Source organism: Bacteroides sp. AF25-5LB (assembly GCF_003602965.1).
GTDB lineage: Bacteria > Bacteroidota > Bacteroidia > Bacteroidales > Bacteroidaceae > Bacteroides > Bacteroides uniformis.
Window position 1 is genome coordinate 28,148 of record NZ_QTMC01000024.1, and the last position, 18,326, is coordinate 46,473.

An 18,326-nucleotide genomic window follows, 5' to 3' on the forward strand; every position below is an offset into this window, starting at 1 on the left:
AGTAACAAAATGAACCAATTATCAGATCGTTTAAACAGTTTGTCGCCTTCTGCGACACTGGCTATGTCTCAAAAGAGCGCAGAGCTGAAGGCTCAAGGCGTAGACGTAATTAACCTGAGTGTGGGAGAACCGGACTTCAATACTCCCGACCACATTAAAGAGGCTGCGAAAAAGGCGATAGACGATAACTTTTCTCGCTATTCTCCAGTGCCGGGTTATCCTGCCTTGCGTAATGCAATTGTAGAGAAGTTGAAGAAGGAAAACGGTCTGGAATATACCGCCGCACAAATTTCTTGCGCCAATGGTGCCAAGCAGTCGGTTTGCAATGCAATCCTGGTATTGGTAAATCCGGGTGACGAAGTAATTGTGCCTGCTCCCTATTGGGTCAGTTATCCGGAAATGGTAAAGTTGGCTGAGGGTACGCCGGTTATCGTACCTGCCGGTATCGACCAGGACTTTAAGATAACACCTGCACAGCTGGAGGCTGTCATCACCCCGAAGACAAAGGCGCTGATTCTTTGCTCTCCCTCTAACCCTACGGGTTCGGTGTACAGCAAGGAGGAGTTGGCAGGCCTGGCCGCAGTATTGGCAAAGCATCCGCAGGTTGTTGTGATTGCCGATGAGATTTACGAACATATCAACTATATCGGCAAGCATCAGAGCATAGCGCAATTTCCCGAAATGAAAGAGCGTACGGTCATTGTGAATGGTGTTTCCAAAGCATATGCAATGACTGGTTGGCGTATCGGTTTCATTGCAGGTCCGGAATGGCTTGTGAAGGCTTGCAATAAATTGCAGGGACAGTATACTTCCGGTCCTTGTTCTGTATCTCAGAAGGCTGCTGAGGCTGCTTATACGGGTACACAAGCTCCGGTGGAGGAAATGCGCAAGGCTTTCGAGCGTCGTCGTGATTTGATTGTAAAGTTGGCCAAGGAAGTTCCGGGTTTCGAGGTGAATGTACCGGAAGGTGCTTTCTATCTGTTCCCTAAATGCGATTCATTCTTCGGTAAATCTGCCGGCGAACGTAAAATCAATGATTCAGATGATTTGGCCATGTATCTGTTGGAAGTGGCTCATGTGGCTTGCGTAGGCGGTGCTTCTTTCGGAGCTCCTGAATGCATTCGTATGAGTTATGCAACCAGCGATGAAAATATAGTTGAAGCTATCCGTCGTATAAAAGAAGCACTGGCTAATCTGAAGTGATTCTAACTTCTTCTACAAACTTATTTTAGCAAGACATCTGTCATGCTGTCACGAGCAGTTCGTTTCATCAAAGCGGACTGCTCGTTTTGTTATGGCAAACACTCTGCTTCATTATGGCAAATACTTTGTTTCATTATAGCGAACACTCTGTTCCATACAGTATAAACACTTTGTTTTATACTGTACGAACATTTTGTTTTCTACAGTATGAACACTTTGTTTTCTACTTATGGAACAAAGTGTTCATGTCTGTGAACTAATGTGTTATCCGTATATAGAAAATAACAATGAAGGGTTTGAAGGTACTGAATCTTACGTGGGGGATATAAAAAAGCGCAGGCAGTTTATCTGCCCACGCTTTTGTTTTTGATACTGGGATTGTATTATTCTCCCGGATGAATTGCTTCAGAAGGACAAACATCTGCACAAGTACCACACTCTGTGCAAGTCTCAGGGTCGATATGATAGATATCACCTTCAGAGATAGCGCCAACCGGACACTCGTCGATACAAGTTCCGCAAGCAATACAATCGTCACTAATTACGTAAGCCATTTTCTTTTAGATTTAAATTATTATTAGTACTAATTCGTTCGGCAAAAATAGTGGTTTTCTTTATTACTTGCTATCAATCTTGATTAAAAACGTATAATTTGTATGTCGTCTAAATAAGGAGTCGAGAAAGCGGCATAGTATACCGCAGAGACTGAAAAATGTTCATTTTTGAACTTCGTAAACGAATTGCTCTGATACTATTGGCTTTAGCTGGAACTTAAGCAGGTTTTCAGCTTTTAAGAAAGAGTCGGATAGGTAAAAGTAATCACTGCGATTTCTCCTTCTTCGACATTCTCGGTTTGATAGGTACCTTTGAAATGTTCAAAGAACAACTGGTTGATTTTCTGTTGCACTGATACTTTTTGAGAGGCAAACCTGGGATCGGCTATCGGGCTGTTCTCTATCCGGCATGCTATGATGTGTTTGTCCGGATGGTTGACCAAGAACATGCTGACTTTGCGCGTTTCTTTACAGTCGTTCGGATAAAGCAGCATACTTGTCACTATTTGTGTAAGGCGGTTGACGTCGGTATGGATACGCGCATCTCCTACCTCCACTTGTAGTTTCAGGAGGATATGGCCTTCACTGCGCATTTGTATTAGAAAACCTAGTTCGTTGCACCATTCTTTTACATAACAATCCTGCAATTGAAATTTCATCATATTCGCTTCCAGGCGTGAGAGGTCCAATACGTCGTTTACCAGTTGGATAAGCTCACCCGAATTGGCCTGGATAATACCGGAATACTCTTTTCGCTCTTCTTCATCCAGCTCGTTGTCGGTGGAAAGCAGTTGGGAGAAACCGACTACATTGTTCAGTGGAATACGGATATTATAACTCATATTGGCAAGGAAACGGCTTTTTACTTCGTTGGCTTCTTCGGCAATAATTGCCAATTTACGCATTTCCTTCTCATCTTGTTGCAGCCGCTTCCTGCTTCTATACATATGTAGGTTGAAAAGTAACAAGGCTATAATGATGATAATGGAGGTGACCAGACAGATACGGTGAAAACTGGCTTGCCGCTGTTCTTTTTGGAGAAGCAGTTGGTCCATATTATATAGGCTTTGTATCTGTTCTATCTGTGAGGTGGAGAATACTGTATATAACGAATCTCTTGCCTTGGTTATTTGTTTATAGATAGGAAGTGCGTCGTCCGGAAACCCCATCTTTACTAGTATATCCGCTTTCTGAAGTCCATAAATCATGGCATCATCCAGTGAAATAGGGGTTACAAGTTCAATGGCGTCTTCTAAATAAGCCAACGCTTTGTCGTATTCTTTTGTCAGTTGGTAATATTCGGCATATGCTGCCAAACGTATCAACCGATAAGGAAGAAATGAAGATGTACTGAGATGCCGTTCTGATTGCTGCAAATATTCCCATGCTTCCGCAGGCCGTTGAAGGCGGGTATAGTAAAGGGCGTATTGTAAATCTATGAGCAGATACAAATTGGTATAGCCGTTTGTCAGTACGGTGGTGCCTTCTTCCTGCAATCTATTTTTGGCATTGTTGAGTTCCTCCAGATACCGGAACATGTTGCCATTGTCATGCAGATATGAGTAAGCCAGTACCGCTTTTGTCAATAAATCAATCTGAGTGGCAAGGGAGGAGTCCGGATTTGTCAGTTCAAAAGCCTTGTTCAGGTAGGTGATTCCTTCTTTGTAACGTAAGGTATTGAAATATCCGGTCATCAGGCATAGGCATGCTTCGCGCATACCGTCATGGTTGCCGAGACTTTGAGCTTTGTCGTACATGTCTTGTGCTTGTTTGAGGGCTAATTCAATCTTCTGGCTGATGATATAGCATTCTATCATCATCTTTTTGCCTCTGAAGTAATGGCGGTAGTAGTTGTGCTCTTCAGACAACTGTTCGAGCCTCCTCAGCCATTGTTCTGCACGTTTTTGGTCCAGTAGGTTGTAGTAATAAATAATGTGCGCATATATGGCCGCACTCTGGTAAAGTATATTTTTCTGGGCGATGGCCTCTTCCAGTAATTTGTTCTCGTAATAGATGAATGTCGGTGACAGTTGGTCAAGCAGTGCTATCTGATATAGGGTTTCCAATCTGGTGGTATCGGCTGGGGAGGCTAGATATATACGTAGCAGGCTATCCTTGACTTCTGCCCGTCGCACATCTGCGTGTGTGGACGGCAACAGCCAGCATAAGGCAATGAGCAATGTAAATATCTGTTTCATTTTCTGTTCTCCTTTCTGGCTGTCTGGCTTATGGGGTGGGTGAAACAGAAGCGTGAGCCTTCGGCATACTCTGAATCAATCCATATTTGTCCTCCGATATGTTCTATGATAAGTTGGCATATGGAGAGCCCCAACCCACTGCCTTGAACATTTTCATTCAGCTTTTCAAAACGTTGGAAAATGTTGGTTTGCCTATCTTTGGGAATGCCGCAACCGGTATCTGTTACGGTGAATAGTACGGTGTCGTTCGTTTCTTTTTCCAGCTTTAGGACAATGCTGCCTTGTGGGGTAAATTTGGTAGCATTTATCAGTAGGTTAATCAGGACTTGCTGTAGGCGTGAGTCGTCAGTCTCGATGGGCATTTCTTCCAGCTCGGTGGTGAATGTAAGTTCAGCTTGTGTCTGTTTCACTTTATTCACGGTATCTATCACGTTTTTGCAAATGCTTACGGCATCATGTTGTGCAATACAGAATTGCAGTTTGCCGAATTCAAGACTCGATAGATCTATCACGTCGTTAATAAGCTTCAGCAATAGTTCTGAGTTCTGTTGGATAACTTCATTGCACTGACGGCGTGTCTCATCGTCCAGTCCCTCTTCCGTCAATAGGGATGAAAAGCCCGATAATGCATTGAGCGGGGTACGGATTTCGTGGCTCATGTTCGAGAGGAACACGCTTTTTGCACGCATGGCATTTTCGGCATTTATCCGTGATGTTGCCAGTTTTTGGGTGGAGAGCTTCACCTTTTCCCGCTGCCTTTTGAGTAGGATGGCAAGTAGAACAAATAACGTTACTAATGCCATCGTTCCTACCAATATGCTGGTTATGATTTTATTGTATTCGTTATTGCTGGCCGTCTCTATCTTATCTACCTGGTATTTTGCCTTTATCGTATTGATTTGCCGGATATAGTTTTGTGAAGCGAGTGTATCTATAGGAGGATACAATTCCTGGTAGATTCGGCAGGCTTCCATGGCCATGCCTTGTATTTTGCAGAGATAGATTTTTTCCAGCGAAGTCCAGCGGTAATAAGTGGAGCGTTTATTACCGGAGTATTCTGCTTGCAATTTGGAGTAGATGTCCAGAGCTTGTTTCCAGTATTGTTTGTCCCAATTTCCCATGGCTCTATAGTAGGCGGCAGTGGTGTAATCCAAGTGAAACCGGTAGAACTTCTCTGGGTGCAGTTGGTAGATGGAATCCATTTTGTGGAGCCAGATGTTTGCTTCATTAAGATAGTCTTGTGAGAGGTGTCCATGGGAAATGGCAAAATTCGTCTTTTCGATGCAGAAAAAGAAGTCTGTCGGGTAGTCAGGCTCCTGATATAATATTTTCTCCAGTTCTTCCAGGATTTTTTCCGCTTCTTCCAGACGTCCTTTCCGTTGCAGAACGTTGGACATTTTTAAAAGAAGCTGTGCCCTATATGGATGCTGGCCTGAAATGTTGGATAGTTCAGTCAAAGCATCTTGGTATGATTCCAAGGCTTTATCCCCCATGTTGGCTATTGTATTATAGGCGTCTCCAATGGCCTGGTTGGCCACTACCATACCAAATTGGTAGTCTGTAGCTTTGGCTTCTTCGTACATAAGTTGTGCCCGGTTCGTTGCTAAGCTGATATCGCCGCGCAATGTGTAGGCATTGGCCAATTGAAGTTGTAATAGAAAATACGTCGTTCTATCTTCATTTGATTGTAGGGTGGAAAGAAGTTGCTCACTCCACGTAATGACGCTGTCTATGGATATGGAGTCATCATAGAGAACTTGTCTTTTGACCAATGATTGCAGAATACTCTGCTTTTCTTGATTGGCTATTGTATGTGCTGATAAGACAGAAGTATACAATAGCTGCCCCAATAGCATCCATATAATCATTTTTGTTCTCAAATGTTTGTTTGCCTCTTTTGTTTATTATTGGCAAAAATAAATATAAATGAGTAAATAAAAAATAAATAGATGCTTTTTTCTCCTTTATACTCAATTTGTTAGCAACTTTATGCAGTCGATTGGAAGGAATTAATACAGTTCCAAACCAAACTCTTCTTTTAGTTGTAACAGTGCACTGTTCTTTTGTGCCATCATCTGGAATTTTTCAACGCGTCCATAGGCACGTACCTTTTCGGTAGGAGCACTAATCCGGACAGTCATGGTGACTTTGCGGTTCTTTAGCCGGGTACGTAGGTAATTTTGCAGAGTGGGTATCATGCCGGTAAATTCCTTGGCAACGATTTCATTATCTACCACAGCCTCAAAAGTTGTGTCATTTATTAAAGTGATGCGCATGTTCTGCATACGCTTGGCTATGGCTACTTGCTCCTTGGGCATACGTCCGGCATACTCCTGCCAGTAATAGTTCAAATCCCTTTCATTGAAGATGTAGTCTTCTTCCGGTTGTGCTGCTTGGTGGGCGGCAGTAGGGTTAGATGAAGGGTTTCTTTGTTCCTCTTCTATATGGGGGCGTTTGATGGAGACCCCTAATCCGGACATTTTCATGACCGGAATTTTTTTCTCTTCTCTCCCTTGCGCCATTAATACGGCAGCAGGTGTAGCATGTGGAGTTGTAGTATTGCCATGCTGCGTAGCAGCAGGTTGAGGAGTTCTGTTTGGTTGTACTGCCGGCTGTACAGTTTGTTGGGGCATGGCAGCAGTGGCTTGTGGCTGCTGAACGGCGGCAGGCTGCGTGAATATGGGTTTTATAGCTTGTTTAGGGCTGCGCCCATTGGTACCGTCGTCCTCCTCGGCGGTCAGTTGTGCCACTTGTATCAGAGTAAGCTCTACCAGTAGCCGTTTGTTTTTACTGGCACGGTAGTTCAGGTCACAATCGTTGCAGAGCTTCATGGCACGGTAAAGAAAAGGGAGGGGGCATTGCTGTGCTTGTGCTTGGTAACGTTCGCGGATGCTTGCGCCCACTTCAAGCAACGGCAGTGTCGCCGGGTCTTTGCTGACAAGCAAGTCGCGCAGGTGGGATGAAAGTCCGGTGATGAAGTGGCTGCCGTCGAAGCCTTTGTTGAGCACATCATTCAGTAATAGCAACGCGTCACTGATTTTGTTCTCAAGAAAGAATCCGGTTAGTTTGAAGTAGTATTCATAGTCCAGCACATTGAGGTTTTCAATCACGCTCTTATAGGTGATGTGTCCTCCGGTGAAGCTTACCACCTGGTCGAAGATGGATAGTGCGTCGCGCATACCGCCGTCTGCTTTGAGGGCAATGACATTCAACGCTTCCGGTTCAGCAGTGATACCTTCTTTGGAGGCGACATATGCGAGGTGTGCTACGGTATCTTCCACACCAATCCGGCTGAAATCATATATTTGGCAGCGTGAAAGGATGGTGGGCAGTATCTTGTGCTTCTCGGTAGTGGCAAGGATGAATATGGCATGGCGTGGAGGCTCTTCCAGTGTTTTCAGGAAAGCATTGAAAGCCGAGGCGGACAGCATATGTACCTCGTCAATGATATATACTTTGTATTTACCTATCTGAGGTGGTATGCGTACCTGCTCCACCAATTGGCGGATGTCATCTACAGAGTTGTTTGAGGCGGCATCCAGTTCATGGATATTGTAGGAGCGTTGCTCATTGAAGGCAGTGCAGGATTCACACTGGTTGCATGCTTCACCGTCTGCTGTGGGACTCATGCAGTTGATTGTTTTAGCAAAGATACGGGCACAGGTCGTTTTTCCCACGCCTCTCGGACCGCAAAAAAGATAGGCATGCGCCAATTTTCCGGTGGCAATGGCATTCTTCAAGGTAGTGGTCAGTGCACGTTGGCCTACCACAGACTCAAAGGTCGAGGGACGATATTTCCGTGCAGATACGATATAGTTTTCCATATTCGGGATATTCTTTGCTTTTTGTGCAAATGTACACAAAAAAAAGAAATCTTTCGGTTATTCCTCTTATCTTTGTGACGTGAAGTTATATGATGGGCAAGTTCCATCATGAATGATAAATTGCTAAATAGTAGATAACGAGATGGATAAACTTGCTTCTCTCTGGTCTTTTGTCCGCAAGCATAAATATTTGATTACGCTTGCGTTGTTTGCTGTAATTATCGGGTTCCTGGATGAGAACAGTGTTGTACGCCGTTTGGGTTACGCCCGGGAAGAAAGCCGTCTGCGCGATGAAATAGAAAAGTACCGCAAGGAATACGAGGAGAATACCGAACGGCTCAATGAACTTGCCGTCGACTCCGGTGCCATCGAACGGATTGCCCGTGAGAAGTATCTGATGAAAAAGCCCAATGAGGATATTTATGTATTTGAAGAAGATATAGAAGAATGAAACAACTGATACCCGCCCTTTTTGCAGTAGGGGCCGTGATGCTCCTGGCTGGAGCTGCCGTTTATATTACGGGCTGGCCTCTTTCACCTTATATATATACTGTCGGTGCTACGATGGTTGCTTTGGCACAAATCAATTCTCCGTCCAAGTGTAAAAGTCCCACCGTCAAACGCCTGCGTCGGCAGCAAATATTCGGTGCACTTTTGCTGGTGCTTACGGGGGCATTTATGCTCTTTACAAGGGGCAATGAATGGATTGTGTCTCTGACGATAGCCGCCATTCTTGAGCTTTACACTTCGGTACGTATTCCACAAGAGGAGGCGAAAGAAGGTTTAAGCTAAATCCGGAACATATATTCTGCATAAACAAGAGGGGCTGAACTCTTTTATAGAGCCAGCCCCTTTCTCATTTAGTTAATCTTCTGCGTTATCCGTCTATCTTTCTACCTTTTCTACTGTCAGAACTGCCGAAGAGATACCTGCCGTTACGTCAACAGTGAACCGGTAAGCAACACCGTTTTCCAAACTTTTGCCTTTTACGAGTCCCAAGTTGCCGGCATCACGTCCATTGGTACCGTCACCTATAAATACTAGGTCACTGGTGGTAGACAAGGCATCGTTTTTATATTCACCTCCCCAACCTTGCTGGTGGAAGAACTTGAAGTTGATGTCATCTGATTTGATTTGCTCTCCCGCTACTACCGTCACCTGATATTTCTTTGCTTCAATCTGTGACATGCAGAGCCCTTTCTCTGTGGTCCAACCTACGGCATTGGTTGCTACTGAGGGCTTACCGATGCCATCACCGATAATCCAAAGGGCACCGGTTCCGTCATCGTTCAGTGTATCGGTACTTGTTCCGTTCATTTTCAATACTTCCAAATAATTTAGGTCCAGATTGGCAATGATACGGTAAGTTCCGTCGATGGGTAAAAATTTCAGTGAACCGTCTTCATTCTTTTTGAAGAAGTCGGGATCTATCCAGTACTGGTTGAAGTTGGGAATATCTGCGGTGATGTTGTCCCCTTGTTTCAGGTTGAGGTCGATGCTGTAATGGTTATCATCCACCATTTCCATTTCAGAGCCGTTCAGTAACAATTTCACGAAAGGGGCGGCCGCATAAGTCAGCGTGTTGAAGGAGATGGAATACTTCCCGGCTGACAGACTGGAGAAAGTAATCTCACTGGAAGTACCTTGTGTGATGGCACCGTTACTCCATCCGAAATTGATTTCATTGCCGTTGGCGCCTACTTTAGGAGCTTTGATGTAACCTTTCACTTTTTGTGCAAATTCACTGGTCACACTATACTGATTGGCTGCGACTTTTTCCATGCGGTATTCTTGGTCTCCAGAAATCAGAGTCAGGTAGGGGAAGTCCGGACGACTCAGCGCCACGTCGTAGCTTTTTTCTGTAATCGTAAAGTTGATGTTCTGCAGGATAAACTTCAGTGTAGCTGTTCCGTTGGGAATGTTTGCCAGATAGGGAACATATATTTTCCCGTTATACTCTTGTCCGCTAACTTTGGTACGGATTACAGTTTCGGAAACCATTTCGTCACTGAAGTATAACTGTGCTTTCAGTGTAGAAAGAGGTACATCTGCGTCCGAAGCTTTGATTGTAAAAGGCAGACTGTCGCCGAACAAGGCTGAAGAAGGTTCTGCCTGAAAGTCCATTGTCGGGTTGCCGGGAACCGGATCGTCATCGCTGCAGGCATTCAGCATGGCTATGCTTGCCAATGCCATCAGATAGTATTTAAAGTTTTTCATTATAATCTTCTGTTTAATTTGTTAGTCTTATTTTTTCCAACGATAAGAAACGACTGCTTTAGCCGGTACTTCGTAGGAGAAGTAGTGAGTGCCGTCACTTACAGTAATTCGTTTGGCATCTGCATTGTTGTTTGCCAATACGAAGGCATAGGTGCCGTCAGTGTTTTCAAAGGCCGAGTAGGTGACCCCATTGGCAGTGTAACCAGTCGTTCCGATACGTACAGCACCTGGTTTCACGACTGAAGACATGTGGCCGATAAGGTAATAATGGGAATTGCGGACAATTTTAGAATAGTTTGTATTGTCGATATCTACTGCACCGTAGCAGGTCTTGCAAGAACCGTCTGAAGGGCTTACCGGTCCCAGGTCACTGTCTAACATCAGGTTCCACACAATGGCACCGCGGCACCAGTTGTTGGCTGTCCCCAATGCTATTTCTTCCATATCGTTAAGCAGACGTGCTTCTAAATCGCGGCCGGAGTTCCAGGTGCCGATGGATGTTTCTGTGAAAAGCAATTCCTTGTTGGGGTAAAGCTTATGGATGTTCAGCAGTTCGGAACGGTTACCGCCATAATTGTGGTAGGCAGCACCTGCAATGTACTGTGAGGCTTCCGCATCATCATAAATCTTGGTGGGGTAACTTTTTTGATCGGCCAGATTGTCGTAGTTATAGTTATGGTCGAAAACATAAATCTTTGTGGCAACTCCGGCTTCTTTGAAAGCGGGACCCAGGCCGGTCTTGATGAAGTCACGGGCTTCTTCCCATCCCATAAACAAGGATGCTGAGTTACCGTGGTTCAGCGGTTCGTTCTGCGGAGTCACAGCGTGGATTTTGATACCTTCCTTTTCGAAAGCTTGTATCCATTTTACGAAATATTCGCCATACGTTCTGTAATATTCGGGGTTCAAGTGTCCGCTGGTCCATGAGTCAAAGGGTACACGTTCTTCCAGGCTTTTCACTTTCATCCACTTCGGACATGTCCATGGAGCAGCAATCACTTTGACAGTAGGATTGATTGCTAGAATTTCCTTCAATATAGGAATTACATACTTGGTGTCTTCCATCGGAAGGGCAAAGTGCTCAAGTCCCTTTTCGTCACAGCAAGTAAATTCACTGAATGAGAAGTCGGAACAACCGATGGCAATACGTACATAGCTGAAGCCGTAGCCTTCTTTATCCGAGAATGTCTCAGTCAGAAACTTCGTGCGGTTCTCTTGTGTCATTTGCATCAGGTTGTAACTGGTAGAGCCAGTAATGGCTGCGCCAAAACCGTCCATTTCCTGATAACGGGTGGTGGGGTCGAGTGTCACGGTAGAAGGTGACATGTTGCTTCCGGTGCCGAAGGCCAGTCCAGACTTTTTCAAGTCGTAAGTACGGCTGGTGTTCGTCACATAGATAGTAACATCTTTTGCCTCTTCTGTAGGTTGGTCTGGTGTAGGAGTGACGTCACTGTCATTATCATTGCCGCAGGCTGCCAATACAGCGAAGCAGCCTAATGCGGTAGTGAATATATTTTTCAAATTCATATTCTATTGATTTTTATATTACTTTTTATTGTTAATAGCCTGGATTCTGTACCAAATTCTCATTCTGGTCAATGGCTCCCTGAGGGATTGCGAGTAGATAAGAGTTTTCATTAAACAAATTCTCTTGTGCAAGGCGGCCACTGTCTTTGGCATAAACGGCGTTCATCACTTCTTCTACCTTATTGAGGCGGCAAAGGTCGTACCAGCGTTGTCCCTCAAAAGCAAGTTCCATACGGCGTTCGTCCATATAAGCTTGGAGCAATGCTTCTTTACTGCTACGGGTGCTTTGTGGAAGTTTACCCAGTCCGGCACGGTTACGGATGCGGTCAATAATGTCGGCTGCACCGTTCAGGTCGGGAGTTTCTCCCATAATTTTGGCTTCAGCCTTAAGAAGTAGGATGTCGGCATATCTCAGATAAATGATACTGTTGAAAGCAGAGCGGCATTTGTACATGAAAGCATAATGGTCTGCCGGATAATAGTTGCTCCATCCGCACTCGTACCATACAACAGACTCATTGTAGCGTTTCGTGTCTCCTTGCTCCTCATAGAGGCGGATAAGGTCGCGGGAAGGGGTAATCCATTTGGCCCAGGTAAAGCTTTCATCCCAGTTGCTTAAGTTGCGGCCAAACATCCACGTACACCAGTTACCTGAACCAGGAGGAAAATGAGCTTCGAGAATAGCTTCTTTAGTATTGCGTACCCGGCAGTCTTTTTTTTCTGTATCATAAGCCCAAAGGTCGCTGAAGTCTTCTACAAGGTCGAAGCCGTCGGCAGCCAATTCGTCGGCATATTTGATAACTTTTGCATAATCGCGCAGAGGCTTTTCTGCATAGACTTTGGCAAGCATGGCACGTGCCACCGATTTGGTAAGTATGCTCTTGTCGGATGCATCGTTTGTCGGTGTGTTGGGGTTTTCCACAGCTTCAGTCAAGTCTTTTTCTATTTGGGCATAAGCCTCTTCAGCTGTATTCTGTGGAGGAAAGTAGGTCGGGTACATCTCTTCTACGTTGTCTTCGGTGATGTCACCACCCACGGTAGTGATGACAGGGAAATTCCCCCATAAACGTACCATATCGAACATTACCATGGCACGGAATATCTTGGCTTGTGATTGATATTTGCCACGTTCACTGTCGCTGAGGGCCTTGAGTTGCTCACAGCCTACGATGATGCGGTTGGCTTCGGCAATATCACCCAGAAAACGGTCCCAGTCACGTTTTAGTACGGAATTAGATCCTTCAATGGAATTGGTTTCATAAGGTACTACTTCTGCACCCGTTGTTCCGGCGTATGCATTGTCGGAGTGGGCGTCACCGATAAGCAGTTTGTCGACATACCAGTGCTCCTGCTGGTCGCGGAATTTTTTATGAAGGGTTACCATTGAGGTTTCCACATCTTGCACACTGTTGAAAATAGGTTTTTCATCTGTTTTGTCCACTCCTTCCGTTACATCCGAGTAGCTGTCTACCGGATTATAGTCCAGATCACATGAGGTTGCGGTTAGTGCCAACAGTACACCGCAAGCTATACTTTTATATATATGCTTTGATTTCATAAGTTATTTCTTCTTTTTTTTAGAATTCAACATTGATACCGAAAACGAATGCTTTACTCTGTGGATAGGTTCCATAGTCGATACCTTGTACGGAACCGCTGTTGCCATATTGGTTTACTTCAGGGTCCATACCGGAATAACTGGTCCAGGTTAGCAAATTGCTTGCAGTGAAGTAGGGTTGTACGCGGCTGATACCCCATTTCTTAAACTGGCGGCAACGGATGTTGTAAGAGAGTGAGATGTCTTTGACACGCAGATAACTGCCATCTTCTACAAAGTAAGTGGAGTTCTTGATGTTGAAGTTGGCTCTCGGAACACTGGTAATCTGTCCGGGAATCCTCCATCGTTTCAAAACTTCTGTTGATTGGTTTTTACCGTCATACATACCTTCGGTTTCCATGCGGGACACATTGAAGATGTCGTTTCCGTAGCTTCCCTGAATGAAGATGCTCAGACTAAGGTCTTTCCAAGTAAAAGTGTTCGTCAATCCGTAGATGAAGTCGGGATTCGGATCGCCGATATAGGTACGGTCAGAAGTGGAAATTTTGCCGTCTTCGTTGAGGTCGCGATAAATCAAGTTACCGGTTTCGGGATCTACACCGTCACTGATGTAGCCGTAGAAGCCACCCAAAGGACGTCCCGGTTCATTGCGTACGATGTTTTCCTTTACTACCTCGGCACTGCTTGCTGCTGTATAGACTTTTTGTAATGATAGCTTAGTCAGCTTGTTCTTGTTGAAAGATATGTTGAAGTCTGTGTCCCAAGAGAATTCGCCGGTCAGGTTGTGAGAATTGAGTGAGAATTCAAATCCTTTATTGGTCATTTCGCCTTCATTACGGGTGATGCTGGTAGTTGCTGCTGCACCTGCAGGCAGACTTACATTCATCAACATGTCTGTTGTCTTCTTGTAATAGTAATCCATGCTGAAGGTCAGTCTATTGTTCAGCACAGTTAAGTCAAGACCGATGTTGGTTTGGCTGGTGGTTTCCCATTTCAGGTCACTTGTTCTAAGGTTGGCTTGGCTGATACCGGGAACTGCATGGTCGTTGCCTTCTTCAAACCACGGTATGCGGTTGATGTTGTAGCGTTGCAGATATGAGTAATCACCTATGCCGCTTTGGTTACCGGTCTGTCCCCAGCCGCCGCGAAGCTTCAAGTCATCAATCCAAGTAATGTCTTTCATGAATTTCTCTGACGAAATACGCCAGGCAGCCGAGAAGGAGGGGAAAATGCCCCAGCGATGGTCGGGATGCAGCTTGGATGAACCGTCGGCACGCATGTTCATGGTAAGCATGTACTTACTGTCATAATTGTAGGACACACGGGCAAAATAGGAAGAGATAGCCCACTGTGAGGCTCCTGATCCGGTACCGTCCCATGAAATTTTATTGGCGGCATTCAGAGTGTGTATTTTATCGTCCCGGAAGTGTGAACCATTAATATAGCTGTTGGTATAGTCTGATTTGGTGTAGGAAGAACCTGCCATGACGTCGATACCATGTTTCTTGATGTTGGTGTTGTAAGTTAATACATTATCGAAAACCAATACGGTATTCATGTTTCGGTTGTCAGAGGCTGTTCCGAAACTGTTGCGTCCGTCGGTAGTTGATATTGGATCGAGAAATGTAGTGCTTACACCGTTGCGGCGGTCCAGTGCTACAGATGATTTCAACTTCAGGTTGGGCAGGAAGCTGATGGTAGCGGCTCCGGATGCGATGAGGCGGTTTTCCTTGTTTTTGTTGTTTTTCTGGCGGGCTAGGTTTTCCATCGGGTTCATGATATTTACCCCATAGAAGTTCTTATTGTATTGATTCGGCTTTTCAGGGTCCCAAATAGGAGCATAGGTCGGTGTATTGATAACCGAAAGGACTACACCTCCACGGTTGGCACCTGTTCCGGAAATGATGCCGGTGTTTCCGATGTTATCGGAGTAGGAGATATTGGCACTTACATTCAGCCAACTGCGTATTTGGTTGTCGATATTGGCACGGAAGCTGTATCGTTTGAAGTACGTACCTTCCAAAATTCCTTTTTCATCCAGATAACCGGCAGAGAGGAAGTATTTCATCTTTTCGTTTCCGTTAGACACGGACACTTGATAGTTCTGAGTCTGTCCGGTTTTGTAAACCTCGTCAAACCAGTCTGTTTGGTCTGTTAAACCTTCAAGGTCAGCGGGATTGACGGCGCCAATCTCTTTCTGTAATTCACGGTATTGCTCTGTATTCAAAGCCTCCATGCTTTTGGCCACTTTCGTCATACCATATTGTACGTTCAGTGCTACTTTGGCATTGCCTTCTGCTCCGGCTTTGGTCGTAATTAGTACTACACCGTTGGCTGCACGTGAACCATAGATGGCTGCCGATGAAGCGTCCTTTAAGATAGAGAGGCTTTCGATATCATTGGGTGATAAGAAGTTGATATTGTCTACAGGTACACCATCCACTACGTAGAGCGGGTCGTTGCTACCATTGAATGAGGTGGTACCACGTACACGGATACTCATACCACCGCCCGGTTCGCCGCTGGGCTGCATAACCGACACACCAGCTGCTTTGCCTTGTAGGGCTTGGGCGGCCGATACAATGGGGCGCTGATCCAAATCCTTTGTAGAAACCGTAGATACGGCAGTGGTTACGTCTTTGCGTTTTACACTTCCATAGCCGATGACTACCACTTCGTCCAGCAGTTCGTTGTCTTCCTGCAATGTGACATTCATGTTGGTGGTTGCTTTTACCTCCATCGTTTTATAGCCGATGAAAGATATTACCAGTGTGGCATTTTGTTCTACACTTAGGGAAAACTCTCCGTCTAGATTGGTGACAACACCGTTTGTTGTTCCCTTTTCCAATACAGATGCGCCGATGACCTCCAGGCCTGCGGTATCTACTACTTTACCCGTAGCTGTCAATCGTTGGGCAAATGCATTTGTTGACATTAGCAGTACGAGTAATGTCAGAAGGAGCTTGTAACTCCGCGTAAGAAGATTTCTTGTAATCATTCTCATAGTACTTTTATTAAAAGATTTGATTTATTTAGAAAAGTATGTTCTAATAGGGATTAGTTGTTTTTCCATAGTACACTTTCCTTTCTGTTTGCAAAGATAGTGGACAACCCTATTTGTCTGATAGGTGGGTAATGTGTGGAAGTAAGTCTGTATAAAATTTAAATATCATAAAATCAGTGTATTATAATGTTTGTGGTTAGTGGGTAAAGTAAAGGTTTGCTACTATGGAAGTAGGTTTGGACATACTGTGTTATTACTTCAAACGATCGAAATAGCTCTTAATTTTAGTGTACTTTTTTAGGGTAGAAGTAGCTTATCTTTAGATAGATTAATTTATCTTTGTGCTCTCTGCTTTATGTAAATAATAGAAATGAAAAGAAAAATCATAGCTTTGCTGTTTTTGCTGGTGGGGTGTACTTTCCTGAATGCGGCACCTTACAGTGAAAAGATAAAAGAACTACTGGTACGCCTTGACTCTCTGATTGCGCAGAAAAACACGTTTGTTATGCTTAAAGAGGCGAAGATTGCTCAGTTGCACAAGCTTCAAAAGGATGTGCGTACTTTGGAGGAGAGATATTGGTTGAATAAAAATCTTTATGATGAGTATTGTGTCTATAATGCCGATTCTGCAATGAATTATGTGGTAGATAATTTGGATATAGTTTATAGGCAGAATGATAAATACCGGCAGATGGAGTGGAAGATAAAAAAGTCTTTTCTGTTGGCTGCCACCGGTTTGTTGAAAGAAGCCCAGGATGAATTGCGCGGAGTTTCAGGCGGTTCGCTCCCCAAAGAATTGTTAGTGGACTATTATGGACAAATGCTGTATCTGTATTCGCATTTCAATCAGTATACCGGTAGTGAAATGGCCACTTTGCATGAACATTATGCACAGTTGGAACGTGTTTACAAAGACTCCTTGAATATGGTTCTTACCCCTGAACATCCCTTGTTCTTGTGGTATAAGGGGCAGGTAGTGCAAGGTACGGACAGTATGTATGTTTTTAAGGAGCGTTTGCAGAAGGGAATCTTTAATTCTGCATTCGATACTCGGCGTGATGCCATGAATGCTTACGTGCTGGCTTGCTTTTATCGCGAGTCCGATGAGCAAGAAAATTATCTGACTTACCTGATATATTCTGCTATGGCCGATGTACGTATCTCCAATAAAGATATTGCTTCGCTGGAAGAGCTGGCGGGGGTGCTTTTTAGTTTGGGTGATATTGACCATGCCTATGTCTACATGAGTTACTGCTTGCAGAATGCCTTGGCATATCGGAACCGGGTGAGAGTAGTAGGCATCTCTGCGGTGCAGGACACCATTCATCAGATTTATCAGGAACGTAATCAGAAGCAAGAAGCGCGGTTACGTATGTATTTGGTATTGGTCAGTGTCTTGTCCTTGATATCCTTGTTTGCTTTTCTGTATATATATAAGCAGATGAAGCGGTTGAAGCAGTCGCGCCAACAGCTGAATGAGGCAAACAACCGCTTGAATAAGCATGTGGAAGAACTTTCGAAAATGCACGGACAAGTGGCAGAAACGAATGTACAGCTTACTTCTTTGAATGAACAGCTGAGAGATACCAATAATCAGCTTCGTGAATCCAACTATGTGAAGGAGGAATACATAGGTTATGTTTTTTCCATTTGTTCCAATTATATCAGCAAGCTGGATGAGTATCGGAAAAATATCAATCGTAAGCTTAAGGCAAATCAGTTGGAGGATGTGAAAGCATTAACCGATACTCATTCTATGGCACAGAATGAGCTGAAAGAGTTCTATCATAACTTTGATGCTATCTTCTTGCACATTTATCCGGATTTTGTAAGTGACTTCAATGCCTTGCTCCATCCTGACGAGCAGATTGTGCTAAAAGATGGTGAGTTGCTGAATACGGAATTGCGCATTTATGCTTTGGTGCGTTTAGGTATCACTGATAGTGTGAAGATTGCCGAATTCTTGCATTATTCACCTCAGACCGTTTATAATAATCGTTTGAAGACACGTAATAAGGCTATCATTCCTCGGGAAGAGTTTGCTGCCGCTGTGCGTTCTTTGGGTAGGGCACAGAAGTGGACTTGATAAAGGCTTCTACTGATTGTCGCTGTATGACGTATAGATGGTAGCTAAGAATTAGGATACAAACTGCGATGTACCACCTTATTTTTCCCTAAGAACTAATCTTTCCACACCCGTGTTTCTTTCTTACCACAGCTGTGGTAAGAAAGAAACACGGG

12 protein-coding genes are annotated in these 18,326 nt (G+C 44.4%); 4 read left to right on the top strand and 8 right to left on the bottom strand.

Annotated elements, in window-relative coordinates; genetic code table 11:
- Positions 1–9 precede the first annotated feature (9 nt).
- Positions 10–1,203 carry a pyridoxal phosphate-dependent aminotransferase gene (locus DWY57_RS19210; RefSeq protein ID WP_119962287.1) on the top strand — a complete coding sequence of 398 codons (1,194 nt, stop codon included), beginning with the start codon at positions 10–12 and terminating at the stop codon, positions 1,201–1,203.
- 383 nt (positions 1,204–1,586) lie between these two features.
- On the opposite strand, the gene DWY57_RS19215 is transcribed toward DWY57_RS19210, so the two are convergent.
- The 4 genes from DWY57_RS19215 to DWY57_RS19230 form a co-directional block, all read right to left on the bottom strand.
- On the bottom strand, positions 1,587–1,757 hold the full coding sequence (locus tag DWY57_RS19215; RefSeq protein WP_005834872.1) for a 4Fe-4S binding protein: 171 nt from the start codon (positions 1,755–1,757) through the stop codon (positions 1,587–1,589).
- A 236-nt stretch (positions 1,758–1,993) separates the two neighbouring features.
- Positions 1,994–3,955 carry a HAMP domain-containing sensor histidine kinase gene (locus DWY57_RS19220; protein WP_119962288.1) on the bottom strand — a complete coding sequence of 654 codons (1,962 nt, stop codon included), beginning with the start codon at positions 3,953–3,955 and terminating at the stop codon, positions 1,994–1,996.
- The gene (locus DWY57_RS19225; protein ID WP_119962289.1) at positions 3,952–5,823 is read right to left on the bottom strand and encodes a sensor histidine kinase; all 1,872 of its coding nucleotides are present in this window, start codon (positions 5,821–5,823) and stop codon (positions 3,952–3,954) included. The genes DWY57_RS19220 and DWY57_RS19225 overlap by 4 nt, the downstream gene beginning before the upstream one ends.
- A gap of 141 nt (positions 5,824–5,964) precedes the next feature.
- Entirely contained in the window at positions 5,965–7,779 is a 1,815-nt protein-coding gene (locus DWY57_RS19230; protein WP_119962290.1) for a DNA polymerase III subunit gamma/tau, read from the bottom strand.
- Positions 7,780–7,921: 142 nt separating this feature from the next.
- Between DWY57_RS19230 and DWY57_RS19235 the strand changes: the two genes are divergently transcribed.
- Entirely contained in the window at positions 7,922–8,230 is a 309-nt protein-coding gene (locus DWY57_RS19235) for a septum formation initiator family protein (RefSeq protein WP_005824736.1), read from the top strand.
- Entirely contained in the window at positions 8,227–8,571 is a 345-nt protein-coding gene (locus tag DWY57_RS19240; protein WP_117601294.1) for a hypothetical protein, read from the top strand. The genes DWY57_RS19235 and DWY57_RS19240 overlap by 4 nt, the downstream gene beginning before the upstream one ends.
- Before the next feature lie 93 nt (positions 8,572–8,664).
- Here the strand turns inward: DWY57_RS19240 and DWY57_RS19245 are convergent, their stop codons facing one another.
- From DWY57_RS19245 to DWY57_RS19260, 4 genes are read right to left on the bottom strand one after another with little or no spacing between them, the layout of a single operon-like run.
- Complete coding sequence (locus DWY57_RS19245) at positions 8,665–9,996, bottom strand: DUF5125 domain-containing protein (RefSeq protein ID WP_117601293.1); 1,332 nt, start codon at positions 9,994–9,996, stop codon at positions 8,665–8,667.
- 27 nt (positions 9,997–10,023) lie between these two features.
- Positions 10,024–11,523, bottom strand: coding sequence for a glycoside hydrolase family 30 protein (locus DWY57_RS19250; RefSeq protein WP_117601292.1), 1,500 nt, complete (start codon positions 11,521–11,523; stop codon positions 10,024–10,026).
- A 31-nt stretch (positions 11,524–11,554) separates the two neighbouring features.
- Positions 11,555–13,081, bottom strand: a complete 1,527-nt coding sequence (locus DWY57_RS19255; RefSeq protein ID WP_117601291.1) for a RagB/SusD family nutrient uptake outer membrane protein — start codon at positions 13,079–13,081, stop codon at positions 11,555–11,557.
- A gap of 19 nt (positions 13,082–13,100) precedes the next feature.
- On the bottom strand, positions 13,101–16,085 hold the full coding sequence (locus DWY57_RS19260) for a TonB-dependent receptor (protein ID WP_117966992.1): 2,985 nt from the start codon (positions 16,083–16,085) through the stop codon (positions 13,101–13,103).
- Positions 16,086–16,455: 370 nt separating this feature from the next.
- Between DWY57_RS19260 and DWY57_RS19265 the strand changes: the two genes are divergently transcribed.
- Positions 16,456–18,171 carry a DUF6377 domain-containing protein gene (locus DWY57_RS19265; RefSeq protein ID WP_117601289.1) on the top strand — a complete coding sequence of 572 codons (1,716 nt, stop codon included), beginning with the start codon at positions 16,456–16,458 and terminating at the stop codon, positions 18,169–18,171.
- Positions 18,172–18,326: the final 155 nt, after the last annotated feature.